This window comes from Devosia sp. Micro-HW1, from assembly GCF_056341075.1.
On the sequence record NZ_CP094375.1, the window covers coordinates 567699 to 585269 of the forward strand.

The following is a 17571-nucleotide window of genomic DNA, read 5'->3' on the forward strand; positions in this document are numbered from 1 at the left end:
GTATTCCGTCAGTCGTGGTCGTTGTTCTGCTCAGGGTCGAACAGCTGGATCGGCGCGCCGGGCATGATGGTTGAGATGGCGTGCTTATAGACCAGTTGCGACTGCGCGTCACGACGCAACAGCAGACAGAAATTGTCGAACCACGTGATGACGCCCTGCAGCTTCACACCGTTCACCAGGAAAATGGTGACCGGGACTTTCTGCTTGCGGACGTGGTTGAGGAATGAATCCTGAAGGTTTTGTTGTTTCTCGCTGGGCATTTAGGCCTCTTTATCGCGGCATTTATTGTCGCTGTTGTTGTCGCAATGAAATTGCGTCCGAACTGTTGAGGACTGCCGCCCAGTCCCCACATCCGAAATAACGTATACAAATCACTATGGCACAGTTGATCGCGACTGCCTACCCGCCGCCATCGCATGGCAGCGACGCTTTTTCATAACTTTTTCAGAGCCCGAGGGACTTGATCTTTCGGTGAAGGGCGCTGCGCTCCATGCCGACGAATTCTGCGGTCTTGGAAATGTTGCCTCCAAACCGCTCGATCTGTGCCAACAGGTACTGCCGCTCGAACACTTCCCTGGCCTCCCTCAGCGGCAGGCTCATGAGATGCGCCGAGGAATCGGTGTCGCCGACCGTGGGCAGAACTTCCCCAATGTCGGAAGGCAACATGGCCGCGGTGATCACGCCATTTTCAGGCTGCTGGTCTTTCATGAGGATTAGCAGTCGCTCCAGCGAGTTGCGCAACTGACGCGCATTGCCTGGCCATTCCTGAGCCTGAAGCACGGCCATAGCGTCATCGCCAACACTCAGTCGCTGCAAGTTGTGCATGCGGCACACCTGCTCGATAAACACGGTAACCAGGGGCGGCACGTCCTCGCGGCGCTCGCGCAGCGGTGTCAGGGGCAGCGGCACGATTGAGAGGCGGTGGAACAGGTCCGACCGGAATTCCCCGGCATCGACCTGCGCCGCAACATTCTGCGAACTCGAGGAAATGATGCGCACGTCGATCGGCACGGCCTGCGTTCCACCAACGCGGTTGAAGCGGTTTTCAACCAGGGTACGCAGAAGGGCTGCTTGCACCTGCTGCGGAAGGGTCGTTACCTCCGACAGGTAAAGCGTGCCGCCATGCGCACGCTCTAGTGCGCCGACCTCAACCTTGAGCAGTCCGGTCTTGTCGCGAGCCTCGCGGCCAAACAGCACCAGCGGCACTTCATCGGGCGCATAGAGCGAGGCGTTGATTTCGACGAAGGGCGCATTCGCCCTTGGACTGCGCTGATGGATCTGGCGAGCTACAAGGCCCTTCCCCGCGCCGGACGGGCCAGAGATGAAAATGCGCGAATTTGTGGGCGCGGATTTCTCGATGATACCGCGGATCTGCTGCAAGGCAGGCGAGGTGCCGACCATTTCCGCGCTTTTGCTGGCCGATCTTTCCTTGAGTTCGGCGACTTCGCTGCGCAGGCGCGTAGCTTCCATCGCGCGCTGCGTGACATGCAGCAGCCGGTCAATCTTGAAAGGCTTTTCGATGTAGTCGTAGGCGCCGCGGCGGATGGCCGACACGGCCGTCTCGACATTGCCATGCCCCGAGATCATCACAACCGGCATGTCCGGATGCTGGTTCTGGAACACATCGAGCAATTGCAGCCCATCAAGACGCGACCCCTGCATCCAGATGTCCAGGAAGACCAGGCTCGGCCGACGCCGGGCAATTTCGTTAAGCCCGCTATCGGCGTCGTGTGCCTGCCGGGCTTCGTAGCCTTCATCCTCGAGAATACCAGCGATCAGGTCGCGGATGTCATCCTCGTCGTCGATGATCAGGATATCTAGTGCCATTACTTGCGAACAACCGCAGGAAACTGCGGCTCCTCCTCTTGGGCAGCGTTGTCATCCGCGGTTGCGGTGTCTGCCTCGGTGGTGGTCATTGCAGGGGAATGCAAAGGAAGAGTGAAGGTAACGCATGCACCCACCCTGCCCTGCGGATCGGGATCCGCGTCGATAAGCTCGACGATACCCCCGTGCTGCTCGATGATGCGGGCCACAATTGCCAGGCCTAGCCCGGTGCCCTTTTCCCTGGTCGTCATGTAGGGCTCCAGCAAACGCTGCCGGTTTTCGGCTGGCCAGCCCTTGCCATTGTCCGTGACTGATACCCGGGCATGGTTGCCCTCGATATGCGCCTCGACGGTGATGGTGGGCTGCCATTCGCCAGTCAAGGCCAAGCCCTCGAAGGCTTCGACTGCGTTCTTGATGAGGTTGGTCAACGATTGCGACACCAGTCGCGCGTCGAACCAGCCCACGATGGCCTCTTCGGGCAGCAGAGTCACGATGTTCACCTCTGGCAGGCGCACGCTTTCGAGGAACACTGCCTGGCGGATCGTGTCGCTGAGGTCCGCAATCTCCGGAGCCGACACTGGCATACGGGCGAACGCCGAGAACTCGTCGACCATCCGGCCAATGTCACCGACTTGCCGGACGATCGTGTTGATGCACTTGTCGAACACGTCACGGTCGTCTTCAAGCTTGCTGCCGTACCGGCGCCGCAGGCGCTCGGCCGAGAGCTGGATCGGCGTCAGCGGGTTCTTGATTTCATGGGCAATGCGTCGCGCAACGTCCGCCCAGGCGCTCGTGCGTTGCGCCGATTCAAGGTCGGTAATGTCGTCAAAGGTCAGCACGAAGCCCTTGGATTCGGTAATCGAGCCCTCTCGGGTCAGCTGCACCTGATAAATACGCCTGTCGGTTTCGTTGCCGAGCTGGATCTGGTCACGGACTTGGCCGCGACGGGCCGAACGGGCCTTCTCCATTGTCGACCTGATTTCGGGCATGATCTGGTCCATGGGCTCACCCATCAGCTCGATTTCCGTCTTCCCCAGCATTTCACAGGCCCGAGCATTGACCAGCGTCACCGCCCCATAGGGATCGAGACCGATAATGCCCGCCGACACACCCTCCACCACAGCTTCCGTGAACTGGCGGCGCTTCTCGTTCACCTCATTGGCCTTGAGCAGGTCCTGTCGCTGCGTCTTGAGCTGCTGAGTCATGCGGTTGAAACCGTTGGAAAGATCGCGCAAGTCACCCCGGCCTTCCTGAACCGGCACCTGCACATCGAGGTCGCCCGAACTCACCCGCCGCGAGGCGATCATCAGATTTCGGATCGGATCGACGAACCGGTTGGCCAGTGCGATGCCGACCCAGAGCGCAGCGAGCAGAAGCACCACCGCCAGACCAACATACATGATGGTAAAGGTGATCTGGAACACCAGCCGGTTCGACGCATATTCGCGGTATTCCGTGATGTTCTCGTCTGTGAGACGCATGTATTCGAGCACTTCGGCATCCACCGGCCGGGCCACGAACAGATAGGTCTCATCGTATCCGCGCAGCTTGATCACCGAGCCCACGAACTGGGTCGCGCCTGGCGCAATGGGCGTGGGAATGCCCTCGACCACCCCATCCGTGACACCCGCGGGAAGCTTGGGGAAGGCGCCGCCCACATTGATCTGTGCGCGCATCAACGTTTCGCCTTCACGATTGATGAGCGAGGTAAACGGCAAGGATCGGGTCACTGCCAGGGCGGTCAGGATGCGCTCGAAGCGTTCGGGCTCGTCCTCATACGTCCCCCGTGCCTGTTCTAGCTCAGTTGCCACCCAGATGATGTCGTCGCGGAGGACCTGGGCATGCTCAAGCATGTAGGAGCGGGCGACAAGTCGCGAGCTTTCCACCATGGCGCGCGTGCGCTCGGAGAACCATTGATCCAGGCCCTGGTTGAGCGCCACGGTCGCCACCACCGCGACCAGAGCCGCCGGCACCGCGGCCACAAAGGCGAACATCGCAACCATGCGCACTTGCAGGCCTGCGCCCGGTTCACCGCGGAGGCGCGCCTGAAACAGCAGGACGGCCTCGGTGACGACAAGGGCAATCACCAGGAGCACCAGAACCCCTGTCACGATCCAGAGGATCGTCCAGACCGCCGGCGAGGGTTCGATCGTGGTAATGCCAGACACGATCAGGAACGACGCAGAGGACATCAGCACTGAAGCAAACACGACGACGAATCCGAGCACGCGCAAGGACTGGTTCTGTCGCATGTGCGACATCGTATAGCGTCCGCGCCTCGCTTCAGGCGCAGATTCGCTCACATGCTCATCGCTGGCGTTGACCAAATCGGCCATAAACTGCCCGGTTTCCTTCGCTTTGCGACCAAGTCGCGCACTGAAATGACCTGCCCTACTGCCCCGTTACATAGATGCAGCACGGGCAGGAAAGCGAAGCCTGACCCAATTCCACCGACCCTTCAACACAATTGTTGCCAAAATGTGACACTCGGCAGCGACAGGAAAGCGCGCCAGGGCGCGTTTTCCGCGGCCGAGGCCCGAAGAGCTATGCTCTTAGGGCACGTACCCGCGGACCATTTCCTTCACGTGACCGAGAAATATGTGTGAGCAGTAGCGACCAATCTTCACCTTTCTCACGACCCATTGAGCACCCGTAATCCCGCTGGACAGCCGCCAGCAACAGGCGCATCTGATTCACCGTCGTCCTTCCGAGTCTTCTCCCTTGACCGCCCTCGCTCCTCCCCGCGTCGAAGCCGCCAGCCTTGCCGGCATGGCCCTCGGCATCTGTGCCTACACGCTATTTTCCGTCCACGATGCCATGATCAAGGGCGTCATCGCCTCGCTTACTGCAGCGCAGATCCTGTTCGTTCGCGGGCTGGTGGTGGTCCTGCTCTGCCTGGCCATGGGCCGCCGCGGCCTGGTGCGGGACCTCATCCACTCGCGCAACCACATGCTGATCCTGGGGCGCGGTCTGATGACGCTGGCGGCCTGGGTGATGTATTACAGCGCCGGCCGTGAGCTGCAGCTCGCCGAGATGACGACGCTTTACTATGTCGCTCCCATCATGACGACCATCCTGGCGGTGGTCTTCCTCAAGGAGCAACTGAACCTGGCACGTGTCTGCGGGGCCGCCATCGGCTTCTTTGGCGTTGTTGTTGCGGCCAATCCCAGCGGATTCACGCTCGACTGGCCCGTGCTGATGGTGCTGGCCGCCGCATTCTGCTGGGCCGTGGCCATGATCCTCATGCGCACGATTTCAAAAAGCGATCGCACCCTGGTGCAGGTCTTTGCCCAAAACCTCATCCATGTCGCGCTGATGAGCGCTTTCGTGGCCCCCGCCTGGCAAAGCATGGAAATGAAGGAATGGGCGCTCTGTATTGCCTCCGGCCTGGTTGGTGGCCTTGGCCAGTTTACGCTGGTGGAAGCTGCCCGAAAAGTTCCGGCCAGCGTGTTGGGCACGGTCGAATACGGCGCTCTCGTCTGGAGCTTTGTCCTTGGCTACCTGTTCTGGGCCGAAGTGCCAGCAAGCACCGTGTATATCGGTGCCTTCCTGGTCGTGGCGGCCGGCCTAACCCTCGCCCTTAGCGAGCACCGCAACCGCAGGGAGATGGTCGACGCGCCCTAGCCGCCGCGGCGGCTATGCTTGACGATCTCGATCGAGTGTGTGCGGATCTTCTTGCGCAAGGTGTTTCGATTGAGTCCGAGCAGGTCTGCCGCCTTGATCTGGTTGCCGCCACAGGCATTGAGCGCCATGGCAATCAGGGGCGCTTCCACCTTGTCGATGACGCGCTGATACATGCCTGCTGGAGGCAGGTTCGGCTCATGCTCACGCAGCATTTGCCCGACATGGGTTTCAACGGCCATCGAAATATCCATCGGACCCGCGGCGTTGTTCACCGAAGGACGGTCAACGATGTTGAGTTCGTTCTGGACGATTTCCGCTGAAATCTGCTCGTCCGCATAGAGCGCCGACAGTCGCCGCACGAGATTCTCGAGTTCGCGGATATTGCCGGGCCAGGAATAGTTCTGCATCAGCCTTATGGCATCGGCTGAAATGGTCTTGGACGGTTCGCCCTCGCGCTGGGCAAGGCGGAGGAAATGCTGCACCAGATCGGTTATGTCGTCGATGCGCTCGCGCAGCGGCGGCAGGCGGATCGGCACCACGTTGAGGCGGTAGTAGAGGTCTTCGCGGAACAGGCCCTGCCGGATCATCTGGCTGAGATCGCGGTGCGTAGCGGCCACGATGCGCACATTGGTCTTGATGGCACTGCGGCCACCAACCATCGTGTACTCGCCTTCCTGCAACACGCGCAGCAGGCGGGTCTGGGCATCCATCGGCATGTCACCGATTTCGTCGAGGAACAGGGTACCGCCCTCTGCCTGCTCGAAGCGGCCGGACGAGCGGGTATTGGCGCCCGTAAAGGCCCCTTTCTCGTGCCCGAAAAGTTCGGCCTCGATCAGGTCGCGCGGGATAGCGGCCATGTTGATGGCGACGAATGGGCCATTCCGGCGCTTGCCAAAGTCGTGCAACGCACGCGCCACCAGTTCCTTTCCGGTGCCGCTCTCGCCGGTGATCATCACCGTGAGGTCAGTCTGCATCAGGCGGGCAAGAGCGCGGTAAATATCCTGCATGGCCGTCGACCGACCCACCAGCGGCATGGTCTCGCCGGGTTCTTCGGCCTTGCGTTCGGCATTGTTCGGCTTCTTTGCATCGGCCAGGGCCCGCGCCACCACGGAGAGCACTTCGGTGATGTCGAACGGCTTGGGCAGATACTCGTAGGCGCCGACCTCGGAAGCCCGGATGGCCGTCATGAACGTATTCTGCGCGCTCATCACGATCATCGGCAGCTCAGGCCGCAGCTTCTTGATCTTGGGCATCACCTCGAAGGCATTGCCATCGGGCATGGCCACGTCGGTAATGAGAATGTCCCCCTCCCCGCGGCTGACCCAGTTCCACATGGTCGAGATGTTGCCCGTCGGCCGAACCTCGTAGCCAGCCCTCGTCAGCGCCTGGTTGAGCACCATGCGGATTGCGGCATCGTCATCGGCAAGCAGAACCACATGGCTCATATCGTCGAACCCTCTTCGGCGTCGGCGGGAGTCTGGAAGGCACCGCTGGCCACAGGCAGCAGGATGCGGAAACGGGTGCGCCCGGGACGGCTGTCACAGTCGATGACGCCGCCATGGTCACCCACGATCTTGGCCACCAGCGCCAGGCCAAGGCCCGAGCCATTGGTCTTGGTGGTGACAAAGGGATCAAACAGGAACGGAAGGATGTCCGGCGGCACGCCAGGGCCATTGTCCTCGATGACAATCTCGAGCGGCAGCGAAATACGCTCGGCAACGCCGGCCACGCTGATGCGAATGCCAGGACGGAAGGCCGTCGTCAGCTTGATCTCTGGTTTCTGTGTTCTTTCAAGAGCTTCGGAAGCGTTCTTGATCAGATTGAGGAAGATCTGAATGAGCTGGTCGCGATTGCCAAAGACTGGCGGCAGCGACGGGTCATATTCCTCGTGGAAGGTAATGCCGCGCGCCACGCCGTTGCGGGCCAGCAGCTTAACGCGATCCAGCACGACGTGGATGTTGATCGGCTCGCGTTCCATGGGACGCTCGTCGCCAAAGACTTCCACCCGGTCGATCAATCCAACGATGCGGTCGGTTTCTTCGCGGATCAGTCGCGCCAGCGGCACCTCTTCGGGTGGGATGGTCTGCTCGAGCAATTGCGCTGCGCCCCGGATGCCCGAGAGCGGGTTCTTGATCTCGTGGGCCAGCATGGAGGCCAGGCCCGTTACCGAGCGCGCCGCCCCGCGCGACACCATCTGCCGATCGATCTTGTCGGCCATGGTGCGTTCCTGGATCAGCACTGCAACCCGGCCGTCAGTATCCGAGATCGGGCTGGCAAACACGTCGGCGATACGTTCGTCGCCAAAACGGGACGAACCCACGCGCACGCGATACTCGGTCATCGGCGCTCGCCGCTGCACGACCGTTTCCACCAGCGAAATGATGGGCGAACCGAAGGCAATGAGGTCATCGAGAGACTGGCGTGTCAACACGCTCATCGACGCCCCGAAAAAGGCCTCGGCGGCGTAGTTCACGAACAGGATGCCCCGGTTCTCGTCGAGGACGAGAACAGGTTGCGGCAAGGCCTGCAACACGGCCCGGGCCGGAAGCGAGTCCACGTCGTCAAGAACGGCAGTCGTCACGCCGCACTCCTCCAGTCACCGGAAAACAGGGTGCCGATCAGGGACAGCACCGATTTGGTATCTTCATTGTCGAGCAAGGCCTTGCGCGTCGGCTTGTCGAGGTCGAGCTGCGCCGCCTCGGCATACCAGTCGAGATGCTTGCGCGCGGCGCGCAATCCCACCTCGGTACCGTAGTCGATCAGCATGTCCTCGTAATGCTGTCGCACCAGCTCTGCCAGTTCGGCGCCCAAGGGAGCATCGGGGGCCGTTTGCCCCGCCAGTCCCGCGCCGATCTGCCCGACACGCCAGGGCTGGCCCTGCGCGCCGCGGCCGAGCATGACGGCCGCTGCGCCGGATTCGCTGAGTGCCTGCCGGGCCGAGGCCAGATCGACAATGTCGCCATTGACGACGACCGGCACATCGACGGCCTCAACCACTTCGCGGACCGGCGCCCAGCGCGCCGAGCCCTTGTAGAACTGCTGTCGCGTGCGGCCATGCACGGTAATCATCTGCGCACCTGCGCTCACTGCGAGCCTGGCAATCTGCGGGGCGTTGAGACTGTCATCGTCCCAGCCTAGACGCATCTTGACCGTGACGGGCTTGCTGGTCGCGCCCGCGACCGCCTCGACAATGGCGAGAGCCTGGTCCGGCACCCGCATCAGCGCCGAACCGGCATAGCCATTGGTCACGCGCTTTGCGGGGCAGCCAAAATTGATGTCGATAATGTCAGCGCCGGCAGAATCGGCGATGCGTGCCCCCTCGGCCATCCATTGCGTCTCGCACCCGGCCAGTTGCACCACATGCGGCAGCGAACCGGCGCGGGTCAGCTTGCGTACCATGCCTTCGTGGCCGGTGGTGAGCGCCGAGCTGGCGACCATTTCGGACACGACAAGTCCGGCACCGAAACGCTCCGCGATTTCCCGAAACGGCCGGTCGGTTATGCCAGCCATCGGCGCCAGGAAGGCGCGATTGCGTATGGCATGCCCTCCGATGCTCAATGCGAAGGCACTGACTTCCAACGATCTGCCCCAGAAATGTTCAATTTGGCGACGGTGCCCGCACAATAATCATTTTCATTGGCCGTGCAACCGCTACGCAGTGCCGCAACAGCGGAAATCAGCCCTGCTCTTGCCGCATGGCGGCACGGGAGCTAGACCCTATCCATGTGACGGTTTCTGCTGCGAAGTGCCTATATCCCCATGCGTCCAAAATCCATAGCCGTCATCATTGTCGCAGCCGGTAAAGGCGAGCGCGCTGGTACCGATGGTAATCGCGAGCCCAAGCAGTACCGGCCTGTTGCCGGTACACCTATCCTTGCGCGCACCATTGCCAGCTTCCTGAGCGACGAACGGATCTCGCACGTCCTCCCCGTGATTCATGCCGATCATGCCGAGCGCTATGCGGCACTCGGATTGTCGGATGCGCGCCTGCTGCCGGCCGCCCACGGCGGCGAAACCCGTCAGTCCTCGGTCCTCGAAGGGCTCAAGGTGCTCGCGCCGCTGCGGCCTGATCGGGTGCTCATCCAGGATGCCGCCCGCCCCTTCGTGACCCTGGCTGTTATCGACCGCGTCATAGCAGCACTGGACGGTCATGATGGCGCCCTGCCCACACTGCCGGTGACCGATACGATCAAGCGTTCGCTTGAGGGCGACATCGTCATCAAGACCGAAGACCGGCGGCAGCTCTTCGCTGCACAAACCCCCCAGGGTTTCCGATTCGGTCAGATTTTCTCGGCCCATATGCGGGCCGGCTCGGTCCGCCGGGAATTCACCGACGACGCCGAAATCGCCGAATGGGCAGGCCTGCGCGTCGCCATGGTGGAAGGCGACCGCAACAATATCAAGATCACCCATCCCGAAGACTTCACCCGAGCGGAGCGCATTCTCATGGCAGATCTGGGTTTCGAAACCCGCATTGGTACCGGCTATGACGTGCATCCCTTCGCGCCCGGCGACGGTGTGTGGCTGTGTGGGGTCAAAATTCCGCACCATGCGAAGCTTCAGGGTCATTCCGATGCCGACGTCGCCCTGCACGCTCTGACGGACGCAATCCTGGGCTCCATCGGCGAGGGCGATATCGGCACACACTTCCCGCCCAGCGACATGCAATGGAAGGGAGCGGCCTCCACAGTCTTCCTCCGCCATGCTGGCGAACTGGTGAAAAAGCGCGGTGGCCGGATCGTCAATCTGGACGTGACAATTGTCGCCGAAGCGCCGAGGATTGCTGCTCACGTCCCGGCCATGTGCGCCGCCATTGCCGAAACGCTCGGCATCTCGGCGGATCGCGTGGCGGTCAAGGCGACGACCAATGAGAAGCTCGGGTTCATCGGGCGGGAGGAAGGTATCGTGTCGATGGCCAGTGCCAGCGTGGAAGTGCCGAGGTCCAACTGATGGCAACAAAGGAAAAACCATCTGCCGGCAAGCAGATCATCGACATCCTCACTGAGCGCAAGCAAACCATCGTGACGGCTGAAAGCTGCACTGGTGGCATGATCGCTTCGGCCCTGACCGACATTCCCGGCGCTTCGGCGGCCATCTATGGCGGATATGTCACTTACGCAAATTCAGCCAAATCGCGCATGATCCAGGTGCAGCCGCGGCTGATCGCGGACTATGGAGCGGTCAGCAACCAGGTGGCGCGTGCGATGGCCGACGGCGCGCGCAACACGGCGCGTGTCGACTTTGCTGTTGCCGTCACTGGCATTGCCGGACCGGATGGCGGCAGCGAGAAGAAGCCCGTGGGACTGGTCTATGTCGCAGTGTCTTCTGAACTGGCGACCGTTGTCATCGAGCACCGCTTTGGTGACCTCGGGCGCGACGCCATTCGCAAGGCGACGGTCGAAGCCGCGCTGGACCTGGTGCTTCAAGTGCTGACCAGCGACCAGGCTTAATTTCAAAGAACCTTCCGCAGCGCCGCGGCGTGCCGAAGTGTCGGACGGTCAATGGACCTCCGGGTTTGCGGTCGTTGATGGCGCCCCGAGACGGCAATCGCCTCTGAGCAGTTTAAATCTGAGACGGTTTCCGTCTCGGGGCGTCGGGCATGCTTGCAGGGAGTTTCACTAGGGGGGCATTACTGCCACGAACCCATCTCCGGACACAGGCTCCGTAACGATTCAGAGCCCTCCCGACTGTCACCGGGCAGTTGATCGTTGCAACTCCATCTTTGCCCGGTTGATGAGGGGAGTATGCGGGATGACGATGGAGCGGGGATAAGTTTTGGCAGTTGGAACCACGCAAAGCGTGGTGGAAAGGGGAGCGGCGGGCGCTGAGTGTGCGGATGACGAATGGCCCGGTGCTTGTTGCCCCCCTCTGCCGCCTATCGGCGGTCCCCCTCCCCCGTAAACGGGGGAGGACAGGAGGGTGCGGCCGGACCTCCGAGCTATCCCCCGAACCTGCGATCCGCCTCGTCACAGAAGGCGCGCATGATTTCCTCCTGCTTAGCCGCAAAGGCCGGTTCGGCAACAGCGGCGATCAGAGGGTTGGAAATCTTGAAGTCGATCTCGAACCGCACGCGGGTCCCCTGCCCCTCGGGTTCAAAACTCCAGACGGAGTCGAGATGGGAGAACGGCCCGTCCACGGCCTTTGCCCGGATCGTCAGGGCCTGCGGGTCGAGCGTCACGCGGCTGGTATAGGCCTGAGTGATCGGCCCAAAGGATATGGTCATGCGCGCCAGGCGCACATCCTTAGCACCTGCGGCCGGGTCCGGGCGCACCTGCATGGCCTGGCAGTTCGGAATGAAACGCGGATAGTCGTTGAGATCGGCGACGATCTCATACATCCGCTGCGGCAGATGCTTCACATGCCTCTCGAAGAAACGCTTCATCCCTAGTGCCCGAGCTTGGCCATGCGGTTGGCCCGCAGGCGCGCGAAGTCCTCACCGGCATGGTGGGACGATCGAGTCAGCGGGCTGGACGAGACCAGCAGGAAACCCTTGGAGGTCGCCACGGTGGCGAAGGACTTGAACTCCTCGGGCGTCACGAAGCGCTGCAGCGGATAGTGCTTCTTCGTCGGCTGCAGGTACTGGCCGATGGTCAGGAAGTCGACTTCGGCCGAACGCAGGTCGTCCATGAGCTGGAGCACTTCGTTCCGCTCTTCCCCCAGGCCCACCATGATGCCGGACTTGGTGAAGATGGTCGGATCGAGTTCCTTGACCCGCTGCAACAACCGGATCGAGTGGAAATAGCGGGCGCCCGGACGGACCTTGAGATACTTAGAGGGCACGGTTTCGAGATTGTGGTTGAACACATCCGGCTTGGCCGCGACCACGACTTCGAGCGCGCCGTCCTTGCGCAGGAAATCCGGCGTCAGGATTTCGATCGTCGTCTTCGGGTTGCGGGCGCGAATGGCCAGGATCACGTCGGCAAAATGCTGCGCGCCGCCATCGGCCAGGTCATCGCGGTCCACCGAGGTGATGACCACATGCTCCAGTCCGAGCTTTTCGACGGCCTTGGCGACATTTTCCGGCTCGAACGGATCGAGGGCGGTCGGCAGGCCGGTGCGCACATTGCAGAAGGCGCAGGCGCGGGTGCAGATCTCGCCCATGATCATCATGGTCGCGTGCTTCTTGCTCCAGCATTCACCGATATTGGGGCAACCGGCTTCCTCACAGACGGTGACGAGATTGTTCTCGCGCACGATCTGCTGGGTTTCCTTGTAGACCGGCGAACCCGGCGCCTTGACCCGTATCCAGTCGGGCTTGCGCAGCACGATGCTGTCGGGCCGGTTGGCCTTTTCGGGGTGGCGCGGCTTGGCCGCAGAATTGTCGATGAGCGTGACCATGTCAGTCCTGACTGGGGATTTGCCCCTATATCGCTCCCTTGGACGGCCGGTTCAACCCGGCCTTATGGGTGATTGGCAGCCATGCAGGCCGCCGACTACCCCATGATTTCCTTCATCTCGACCCAGTCGCCACCGCGCGACGCCGACAGGATTGTCGCCTGCACCAAGGCAAGGGACCCCAGGTTGTCTTCACCCGAGCTGAAGCCACGTGGCACCACACCGGTGTCGAGCACGCCGGCAATGGCATTGAGCGTGCCCTTGCGGTCGGCGAATGTCACCGGATCGAGCTTGACCTTCTCCGCCTTGCCATCGAGCGCCAACAGGGTCAGCACATCCGGGCCGGCCTTGTCGCGGAAATGATCACGCGAGCTCCAGGCGATCTGGCCTTCGGCGCCATCCATGACCCATTCGCCGGCCCACGGTGTCACCGGACCCGAATTCATCCAGCTGGCGCGGTATGACACCACGGTTCCCTTGGAAAATTCGATGGTGGCCACGCCGCTCGGGTCGTAGCGGAACGGGCTTCCCGGCGGGTTCCAGGTGCGGCACGAGAGGCGAACCGGCTCGTCGCCAAGCACGAAACGCATGAGATCGAAATGGTGGATCGACATATCGGCCAGGAGCGGATCGGGCATGTCCCAATAGCGATAGCCCTGGCTCGGACCATGGCGCCGGAAATCGATCGACACCATATTGAGCGCCCCGAACTTGCCCGCGGCAATCAGCTCCGAAGCCGCAATCGGCGCCGGTTGATGGCGATAGTTCTGGCTCACCATCAGCACCCTGCCCTGCGCCTTGGCGAGGGCCACCAGTTCCTTGCCCTGGGCAATGGTGGTGGTGAAGGGCTTCTCCACCAGCACATTGTAGCCAAGCTCGAGGCACCGCTTCACGACCGGGTAATGCGCTTCAGTGCGCAACGTGCAGAGCGCCAGCGTCGCGTCAGTGTGTTTGGCGGCATCTTCGAGGCTGGAAAAGCAGAGTTTCGGGTCAATCCCCAACTCAGCCTGCACCCGGCTCGTGGCCTCGGGATTGGTATCCACATAGCCCACCATCTCGACAGTGGGAACATTGGGGATAACATCCTTGGACCAGCTGAAACCCCAGTGTCCCAGCCCGATCTGTATTGCCTTGACCATGTGGATAACTCCTTGTCTTGGCCGCACCCTGTTCACTCTCACCGGGTCATTCCGGCGAAGGCCGGAATCCATGCTGGGAGCTTTCCGAGTGTTGAGGGCCCTGAGAGTGGATCCCGGCCTTCGCCGGGATGACACCGTGTGTGTAGACGACGTCGTTGATCAGATATTCAACGCGCGTCCATAGGCGTCGAGCACGCTTTCCTTCATCGTTTCGCTGAGCGTCGGATGCGGGAAAATGGTGTGCATCAGGTCTTCCTCGGTGGTTTCGAGATTCATCGCCACCACAAAGCCCTGGATCAGTTCGGTCACTTCCGCGCCAACCATGTGGGCGCCAAGGAGTTCGCCGGTCTTGGCGTCGAAAATGGTCTTCACCAGCCCATCCGGCTCACCCAGGGCAATCGCCTTGCCATTGCCCACGAAGGGGAAGCGGCCAACCTTGATTTCGCGACCGGCTTCCTTGGCCTTGGCCTCGGTCAGGCCGACGCTCGCCACCTGCGGTTCGCAATAGGTGCAGCCGGGCACCTTGGACTTGTCGAGGCCGTGGACCTTGAGGCCGGCGATCTTCTCGACGGTGATGACGGCTTCATGCTCGGCCTTGTGCGCCAGCATCGGCGGGCCGGCGACGTCGCCGATGGCCCAGATACCGGCGACATTGGTCGCGCCATAGTTATCGATGACGATGGCGCCACGCTCGGTCTTCACACCGACCGTATCGAGCCCCAGGCCCTCGATATTGCACTGCACGCCGACGGCCGAAATCAGCTTGTCTCCAGCAATCTGCTGAGTTTTTCCATCTTTCGTCTCGACATGCGCCACGACGCCGGAGGCAGTCTTTTCGACCTTGGCAACCTTGGCTTCGGTGAGGAACTTGATGCCGCGCTTTTCAAGGCGCTTGCGGGCGAGACCCGAAATTTCGGCATCTTCCACCGGCAGAATCTGCGGCAGCAGTTCGATGACGGTCACCTCGGCGCCCAACGAGCGGTAGAAGGAGGCGAACTCGATGCCGATGGCGCCCGAACCCATGACGACGAGGCTCTTGGGCATTTCGGTCGGCTTCAGCGCTTCGAAATAGGTCCAGATCTTGTCGCCATCCGGCTCGATACCGGGCAGCACCCGCGGGCGCGCACCGGTGGCGATGATGATGTTCCTGGCCTTGTAGGTCCCCTCGCCCAGCGCGTTCTTGGGCACCGGGCCCTGCGGCTGCACGATCGGCTTCTTGCTCGGAACAACCTTGATTTCACCCGGCTTGGTGATGGTCGCCTCGCCCCAGATGATGTCGATCTTGTTCTTCTTCATCAGGAACTGCACGCCATTGTTCATCTGCGCCGCAATGGCGCGCGAACGCTTGACGATGCCGTCGAGGTCGAAGCCGAACTTTTCGGCGGTCAGGCCATAGTCCTTGGCATGACCCATATGGCCGTAGATTTCGGCCGAGCGCAGCAGCGCCTTGGTCGGGATACAGCCCCAGTTCGAGCAGATGCCGGCCATATGCTCGCGCTCGACAATGGCCACCTTCATGCCCAGCTGGGCACCACGGATGGCGGCGACATAGCCGCCGGGACCGGCGCCGATGACGAGAAGATCGTATTGGTCAGCCATTTGGGCCTCCAGAGTATTTCGGGTCAGAGACCCAGAACGGATTTGACGAGCGGCACAAGGCCCTCGCCGATAGCGGCGGTATTGGCCGGATCGAGATGCACGCCGTCGCGCGGATCGGCCTTGGCGACCGTGGCGGCGTCGAAGAAATGCACGCCGGTTTCCTCGGCGTGGCGGCGATAGTGGCGGGCAAAGTCCTGCGACTCGGCCAGGAGATGGTCGAGACCACCGAAATTACTCAGCATGTTTTCATTGGTCGTCGGCACGACATGCGGCGGCGACACGAGGATGATCTGCGGCGCGGCTTCGCCAGTGCCGGCAAAGTGGCCCCGCGTTATCTCGATGAGCCGCCGCGCCCCCCGGGCGGCATAGGCTGCCGTCCCGGCCACGAAGGGCTTGAGGTCATTGGTGCCCAGCATGATGATGACGAGGTCGAGCGGCTTGTGGCTATCGAGAAGCGTCGGGAGGATGCGCGCACCATTCCGGTCCGCTGCCGCCGTCCAATCGTCATAGGCCGTGGCGCGACCGCCAAGACCTTCTGCAATCACGCGGGCCTTGCCGCTAAGACCCTTTTCGAGAGTCGTCGGCCAGCGATGCTCATAGGCATGCCGCGGGCCACCACCAGGGTCCGCGCCATGGGTCAGGCTGTCGCCATAGGCGAGAATGGTCTTCATGCGCCCTGCCCCTAGGCCAGCATCATCACCGGGTTTTCGATCAGGCCCTTGAACACGCCCAGCACTTCCGCACCCAGTGCACCATCGACGGCGCGGTGATCGCAGGAGAGCGTCGCGGTCATGAACTGGCCGATCTTGATCTGCCCATTCTCGGGATAGACGCGCTCTTCGCCGGCACCGATAGCCAGGATCGTGCCATGCGGCGGGTTGATCACGGCAGCAAAGTGCTTGATGCCGAACATGCCGAGGTTCGAAACCGAGGACGAACCGCCCTGGTATTCGTGGGGCGCCAGCTTCTTGTTGCGGGCGCGGGTCGCCAGATCCTTCACTTCATCCGAAATCTCGCGCAGCGACTTGGTATCGCAGCTCTTGACCACGGGGGTGAACAAGCCACCCGGCACCGAAACGGCAACCGCGACATCCGAACGCTTGTGGTAGAGGATCGAGTCCCCGGCCCAGGTCGCATTGGCGGTAGGCACACGCTGCAGCGCGATGGCCCAGGCCTTCATGACGAAGTCATTGACCGACAGCTTGTAGGCCGGCTTGCCTTCCTTGTTCTTGGGCGCGGCAGCATTGATCTGCTCGCGGGCAGCCATCAGCGCATCGATTTTGCAATCGAGCGTCAGGTAGAAATGCGGCACCGACTGCTTGCTCTCGGTGAGGCGGGCCGCCACCACCTTGCGCATGCCGTCATTGGGGACGATTTCGTAGGTGCCCTCCTCGAACTGGGCCAACACCTGAGCCTTGCTCATGCCGGACGACACCGCGCCACCACCGGAAGCGGCGGCAGCAGGGGCTGCGGCAGCCTTGAGCGGCGCCTTGCCCGACTTGGCGGCTTCCACGTCCGACTTGACTACGCGGCCCTTGGGACCGGTGCCGGAAATGGCGGCAACATCGATACCCGCTTCCTTGGCGAGGCGACGGGCAAGCGGCGAGGCAAACACCTTGCCGCCTTCTGCCTTGGCCGGGGCCGCAGCGGGCTTGGGTGCGGGAGCGCTCGAGCCGGTATTTGCGTTGCTGGCGGCGGGAGCCGGAGCGGCGGCTGGCGCAGGAGCCTTCGGCGCTTCTGCTTTTGGAGTCTCCGCCTTGGGCGCTTCGGGCTTCGGCGCGCTCGCTGCCGAGGCATCCTCGCCTTCCTGCAGGAGAACGGCGATGACGGCATTGACCTTCACGTTGTCCGTGCCTTCGGCCACGAGAATCTTGCCGATCTTGCCTTCGTCCACGGCTTCCACTTCCATGGTCGCCTTGTCGGTTTCGATCTCGGCGATCACGTCACCGGAGGAGACAGAGTCGCCCTCCTTGACGTGCCACTTGGCAAGCTTGCCCTCTTCCATCGTCGGAGAGAGCGCCGGCATGGTAATATCGATTGGCATCCCTTG

General features: G+C 62.0%; 15 protein-coding genes. 3 read left to right on the forward strand and 12 right to left on the reverse strand.

Features of this window, described 5'->3' with window-relative positions; translation table 11 throughout:
- Positions 1–8: 8 nt before the first annotated feature.
- From hfq to MQW79_RS02625, 3 genes are all read right to left on the reverse strand, one after another.
- Positions 9–260, reverse strand: coding sequence for an RNA chaperone Hfq (hfq, locus tag MQW79_RS02615; protein WP_035078721.1), 252 nt, complete (start codon positions 258–260; stop codon positions 9–11).
- Between the two features lie 184 nt (positions 261–444).
- Entirely contained in the window at positions 445–1827 is a 1383-nt protein-coding gene (gene ntrX / locus MQW79_RS02620) for a nitrogen assimilation response regulator NtrX (RefSeq protein ID WP_476586657.1), read from the reverse strand.
- A complete protein-coding gene (locus MQW79_RS02625; protein WP_476586658.1) occupies positions 1827–4160 on the reverse strand; it encodes a sensor histidine kinase in 2334 nt (777 codons plus the stop codon). Before MQW79_RS02625 ends, ntrX begins: the two co-directional genes overlap by 1 nt.
- A 385-nt stretch (positions 4161–4545) precedes the next feature.
- Here MQW79_RS02625 and MQW79_RS02630 point away from each other — a divergent pair, with 385 nt between their 5' ends.
- Positions 4546–5448 carry a DMT family transporter gene (locus MQW79_RS02630; RefSeq protein WP_476586659.1) on the forward strand — a complete coding sequence of 301 codons (903 nt, stop codon included), beginning with the start codon at positions 4546–4548 and terminating at the stop codon, positions 5446–5448.
- Here the strand turns inward: MQW79_RS02630 and ntrC are convergent.
- The 3 genes from ntrC to dusB are packed head-to-tail and all read right to left on the reverse strand — an operon-like array spanning position 5445 to position 9027.
- Positions 5445–6893: a nitrogen regulation protein NR(I) gene (ntrC, locus tag MQW79_RS02635; protein WP_476586660.1), complete on the reverse strand. Its 1449-nt coding sequence runs from the start codon at positions 6891–6893 to the stop codon at positions 5445–5447. The two genes, MQW79_RS02630 and ntrC, sit on opposite strands and share 4 nt — an antisense overlap.
- On the reverse strand, positions 6890–8029 hold the full coding sequence (locus tag MQW79_RS02640) for a two-component system sensor histidine kinase NtrB (RefSeq protein WP_476586661.1): 1140 nt from the start codon (positions 8027–8029) through the stop codon (positions 6890–6892). Before MQW79_RS02640 ends, ntrC begins: the two co-directional genes overlap by 4 nt.
- Positions 8026–9027, reverse strand: a complete 1002-nt coding sequence (dusB, locus tag MQW79_RS02645) for a tRNA dihydrouridine synthase DusB (RefSeq protein WP_476586662.1) — start codon at positions 9025–9027, stop codon at positions 8026–8028. The genes MQW79_RS02640 and dusB overlap by 4 nt, the downstream gene beginning before the upstream one ends.
- 180 nt (positions 9028–9207) lie before the next feature.
- Between dusB and MQW79_RS02650 the strand changes: the two genes are divergently transcribed.
- Together MQW79_RS02650 and MQW79_RS02655 are read left to right on the forward strand one after the other, a co-directional pair.
- Complete coding sequence (locus tag MQW79_RS02650; protein WP_476586663.1) at positions 9208–10398, forward strand: bifunctional 2-C-methyl-D-erythritol 4-phosphate cytidylyltransferase/2-C-methyl-D-erythritol 2,4-cyclodiphosphate synthase; 1191 nt, start codon at positions 9208–9210, stop codon at positions 10396–10398.
- On the forward strand, positions 10398–10898 hold the full coding sequence (locus MQW79_RS02655; protein ID WP_476586665.1) for a CinA family protein: 501 nt from the start codon (positions 10398–10400) through the stop codon (positions 10896–10898). Before MQW79_RS02650 ends, MQW79_RS02655 begins: the two co-directional genes overlap by 1 nt.
- Before the next feature lie 488 nt (positions 10899–11386).
- Here MQW79_RS02655 and MQW79_RS02660 read toward each other — a convergent pair whose 3' ends face one another.
- The 6 genes from MQW79_RS02660 to MQW79_RS02685 form a co-directional block, all read right to left on the reverse strand.
- On the reverse strand, positions 11387–11830 hold the full coding sequence (locus MQW79_RS02660) for a type II toxin-antitoxin system RatA family toxin (RefSeq protein WP_476586667.1): 444 nt from the start codon (positions 11828–11830) through the stop codon (positions 11387–11389).
- 2 nt (positions 11831–11832) lie between these two features.
- Positions 11833–12786: a lipoyl synthase gene (gene lipA, locus MQW79_RS02665; protein ID WP_476586669.1), complete on the reverse strand. Its 954-nt coding sequence runs from the start codon at positions 12784–12786 to the stop codon at positions 11833–11835.
- Positions 12787–12881: 95 nt separating this feature from the next.
- Entirely contained in the window at positions 12882–13922 is a 1041-nt protein-coding gene (locus tag MQW79_RS02670; protein ID WP_476586670.1) for a Gfo/Idh/MocA family protein, read from the reverse strand.
- 159 nt (positions 13923–14081) lie between these two features.
- The gene (gene lpdA / locus MQW79_RS02675; protein ID WP_476586671.1) at positions 14082–15521 is read right to left on the reverse strand and encodes a dihydrolipoyl dehydrogenase; all 1440 of its coding nucleotides are present in this window, start codon (positions 15519–15521) and stop codon (positions 14082–14084) included.
- Between the two features lie 23 nt (positions 15522–15544).
- On the reverse strand, positions 15545–16192 hold the full coding sequence (locus MQW79_RS02680) for an SGNH/GDSL hydrolase family protein (protein ID WP_476586672.1): 648 nt from the start codon (positions 16190–16192) through the stop codon (positions 15545–15547).
- Between the two features lie 11 nt (positions 16193–16203).
- Positions 16204–17565 carry a pyruvate dehydrogenase complex dihydrolipoamide acetyltransferase gene (locus tag MQW79_RS02685; RefSeq protein ID WP_476586673.1) on the reverse strand — a complete coding sequence of 454 codons (1362 nt, stop codon included), beginning with the start codon at positions 17563–17565 and terminating at the stop codon, positions 16204–16206.
- Positions 17566–17571 lie beyond the last annotated feature (6 nt).

Excerpts from the sequence above, each read along its gene's own strand:
- MQW79_RS02685 (WP_476586673.1), bottom strand. The coding sequence starts at position 17,565 with ATGCCAATCGATATTACCATGCCGGCGCTCTCTCCGACGATGGAAGAG.
- MQW79_RS02660 (WP_476586667.1), bottom strand. The coding sequence starts at position 11,830 with ATGAAGCGTTTCTTCGAGAGGCATGTGAAGCATCTGCCGCAGCGGATG.
- hfq (WP_035078721.1), bottom strand. The coding sequence starts at position 260 with ATGCCCAGCGAGAAACAACAAAACCTTCAGGATTCATTCCTCAACCAC.
- MQW79_RS02650 (WP_476586663.1), top strand. The coding sequence starts at position 9,208 with ATGCGTCCAAAATCCATAGCCGTCATCATTGTCGCAGCCGGTAAAGGC.
- ntrX (WP_476586657.1), bottom strand. The coding sequence starts at position 1,827 with ATGGCACTAGATATCCTGATCATCGACGACGAGGATGACATCCGCGAC.
- MQW79_RS02680 (WP_476586672.1), bottom strand. The coding sequence starts at position 16,192 with ATGAAGACCATTCTCGCCTATGGCGACAGCCTGACCCATGGCGCGGAC.
- MQW79_RS02670 (WP_476586670.1), bottom strand. The coding sequence starts at position 13,922 with ATGGTCAAGGCAATACAGATCGGGCTGGGACACTGGGGTTTCAGCTGG.
- MQW79_RS02625 (WP_476586658.1), bottom strand. The coding sequence starts at position 4,160 with ATGGCCGATTTGGTCAACGCCAGCGATGAGCATGTGAGCGAATCTGCG.
- MQW79_RS02655 (WP_476586665.1), top strand. The coding sequence starts at position 10,398 with ATGGCAACAAAGGAAAAACCATCTGCCGGCAAGCAGATCATCGACATC.
- lpdA (WP_476586671.1), bottom strand. The coding sequence starts at position 15,521 with ATGGCTGACCAATACGATCTTCTCGTCATCGGCGCCGGTCCCGGCGGC.
- ntrC (WP_476586660.1), bottom strand. The coding sequence starts at position 6,893 with ATGAGCCATGTGGTTCTGCTTGCCGATGACGATGCCGCAATCCGCATG.
- lipA (WP_476586669.1), bottom strand. The coding sequence starts at position 12,786 with ATGGTCACGCTCATCGACAATTCTGCGGCCAAGCCGCGCCACCCCGAA.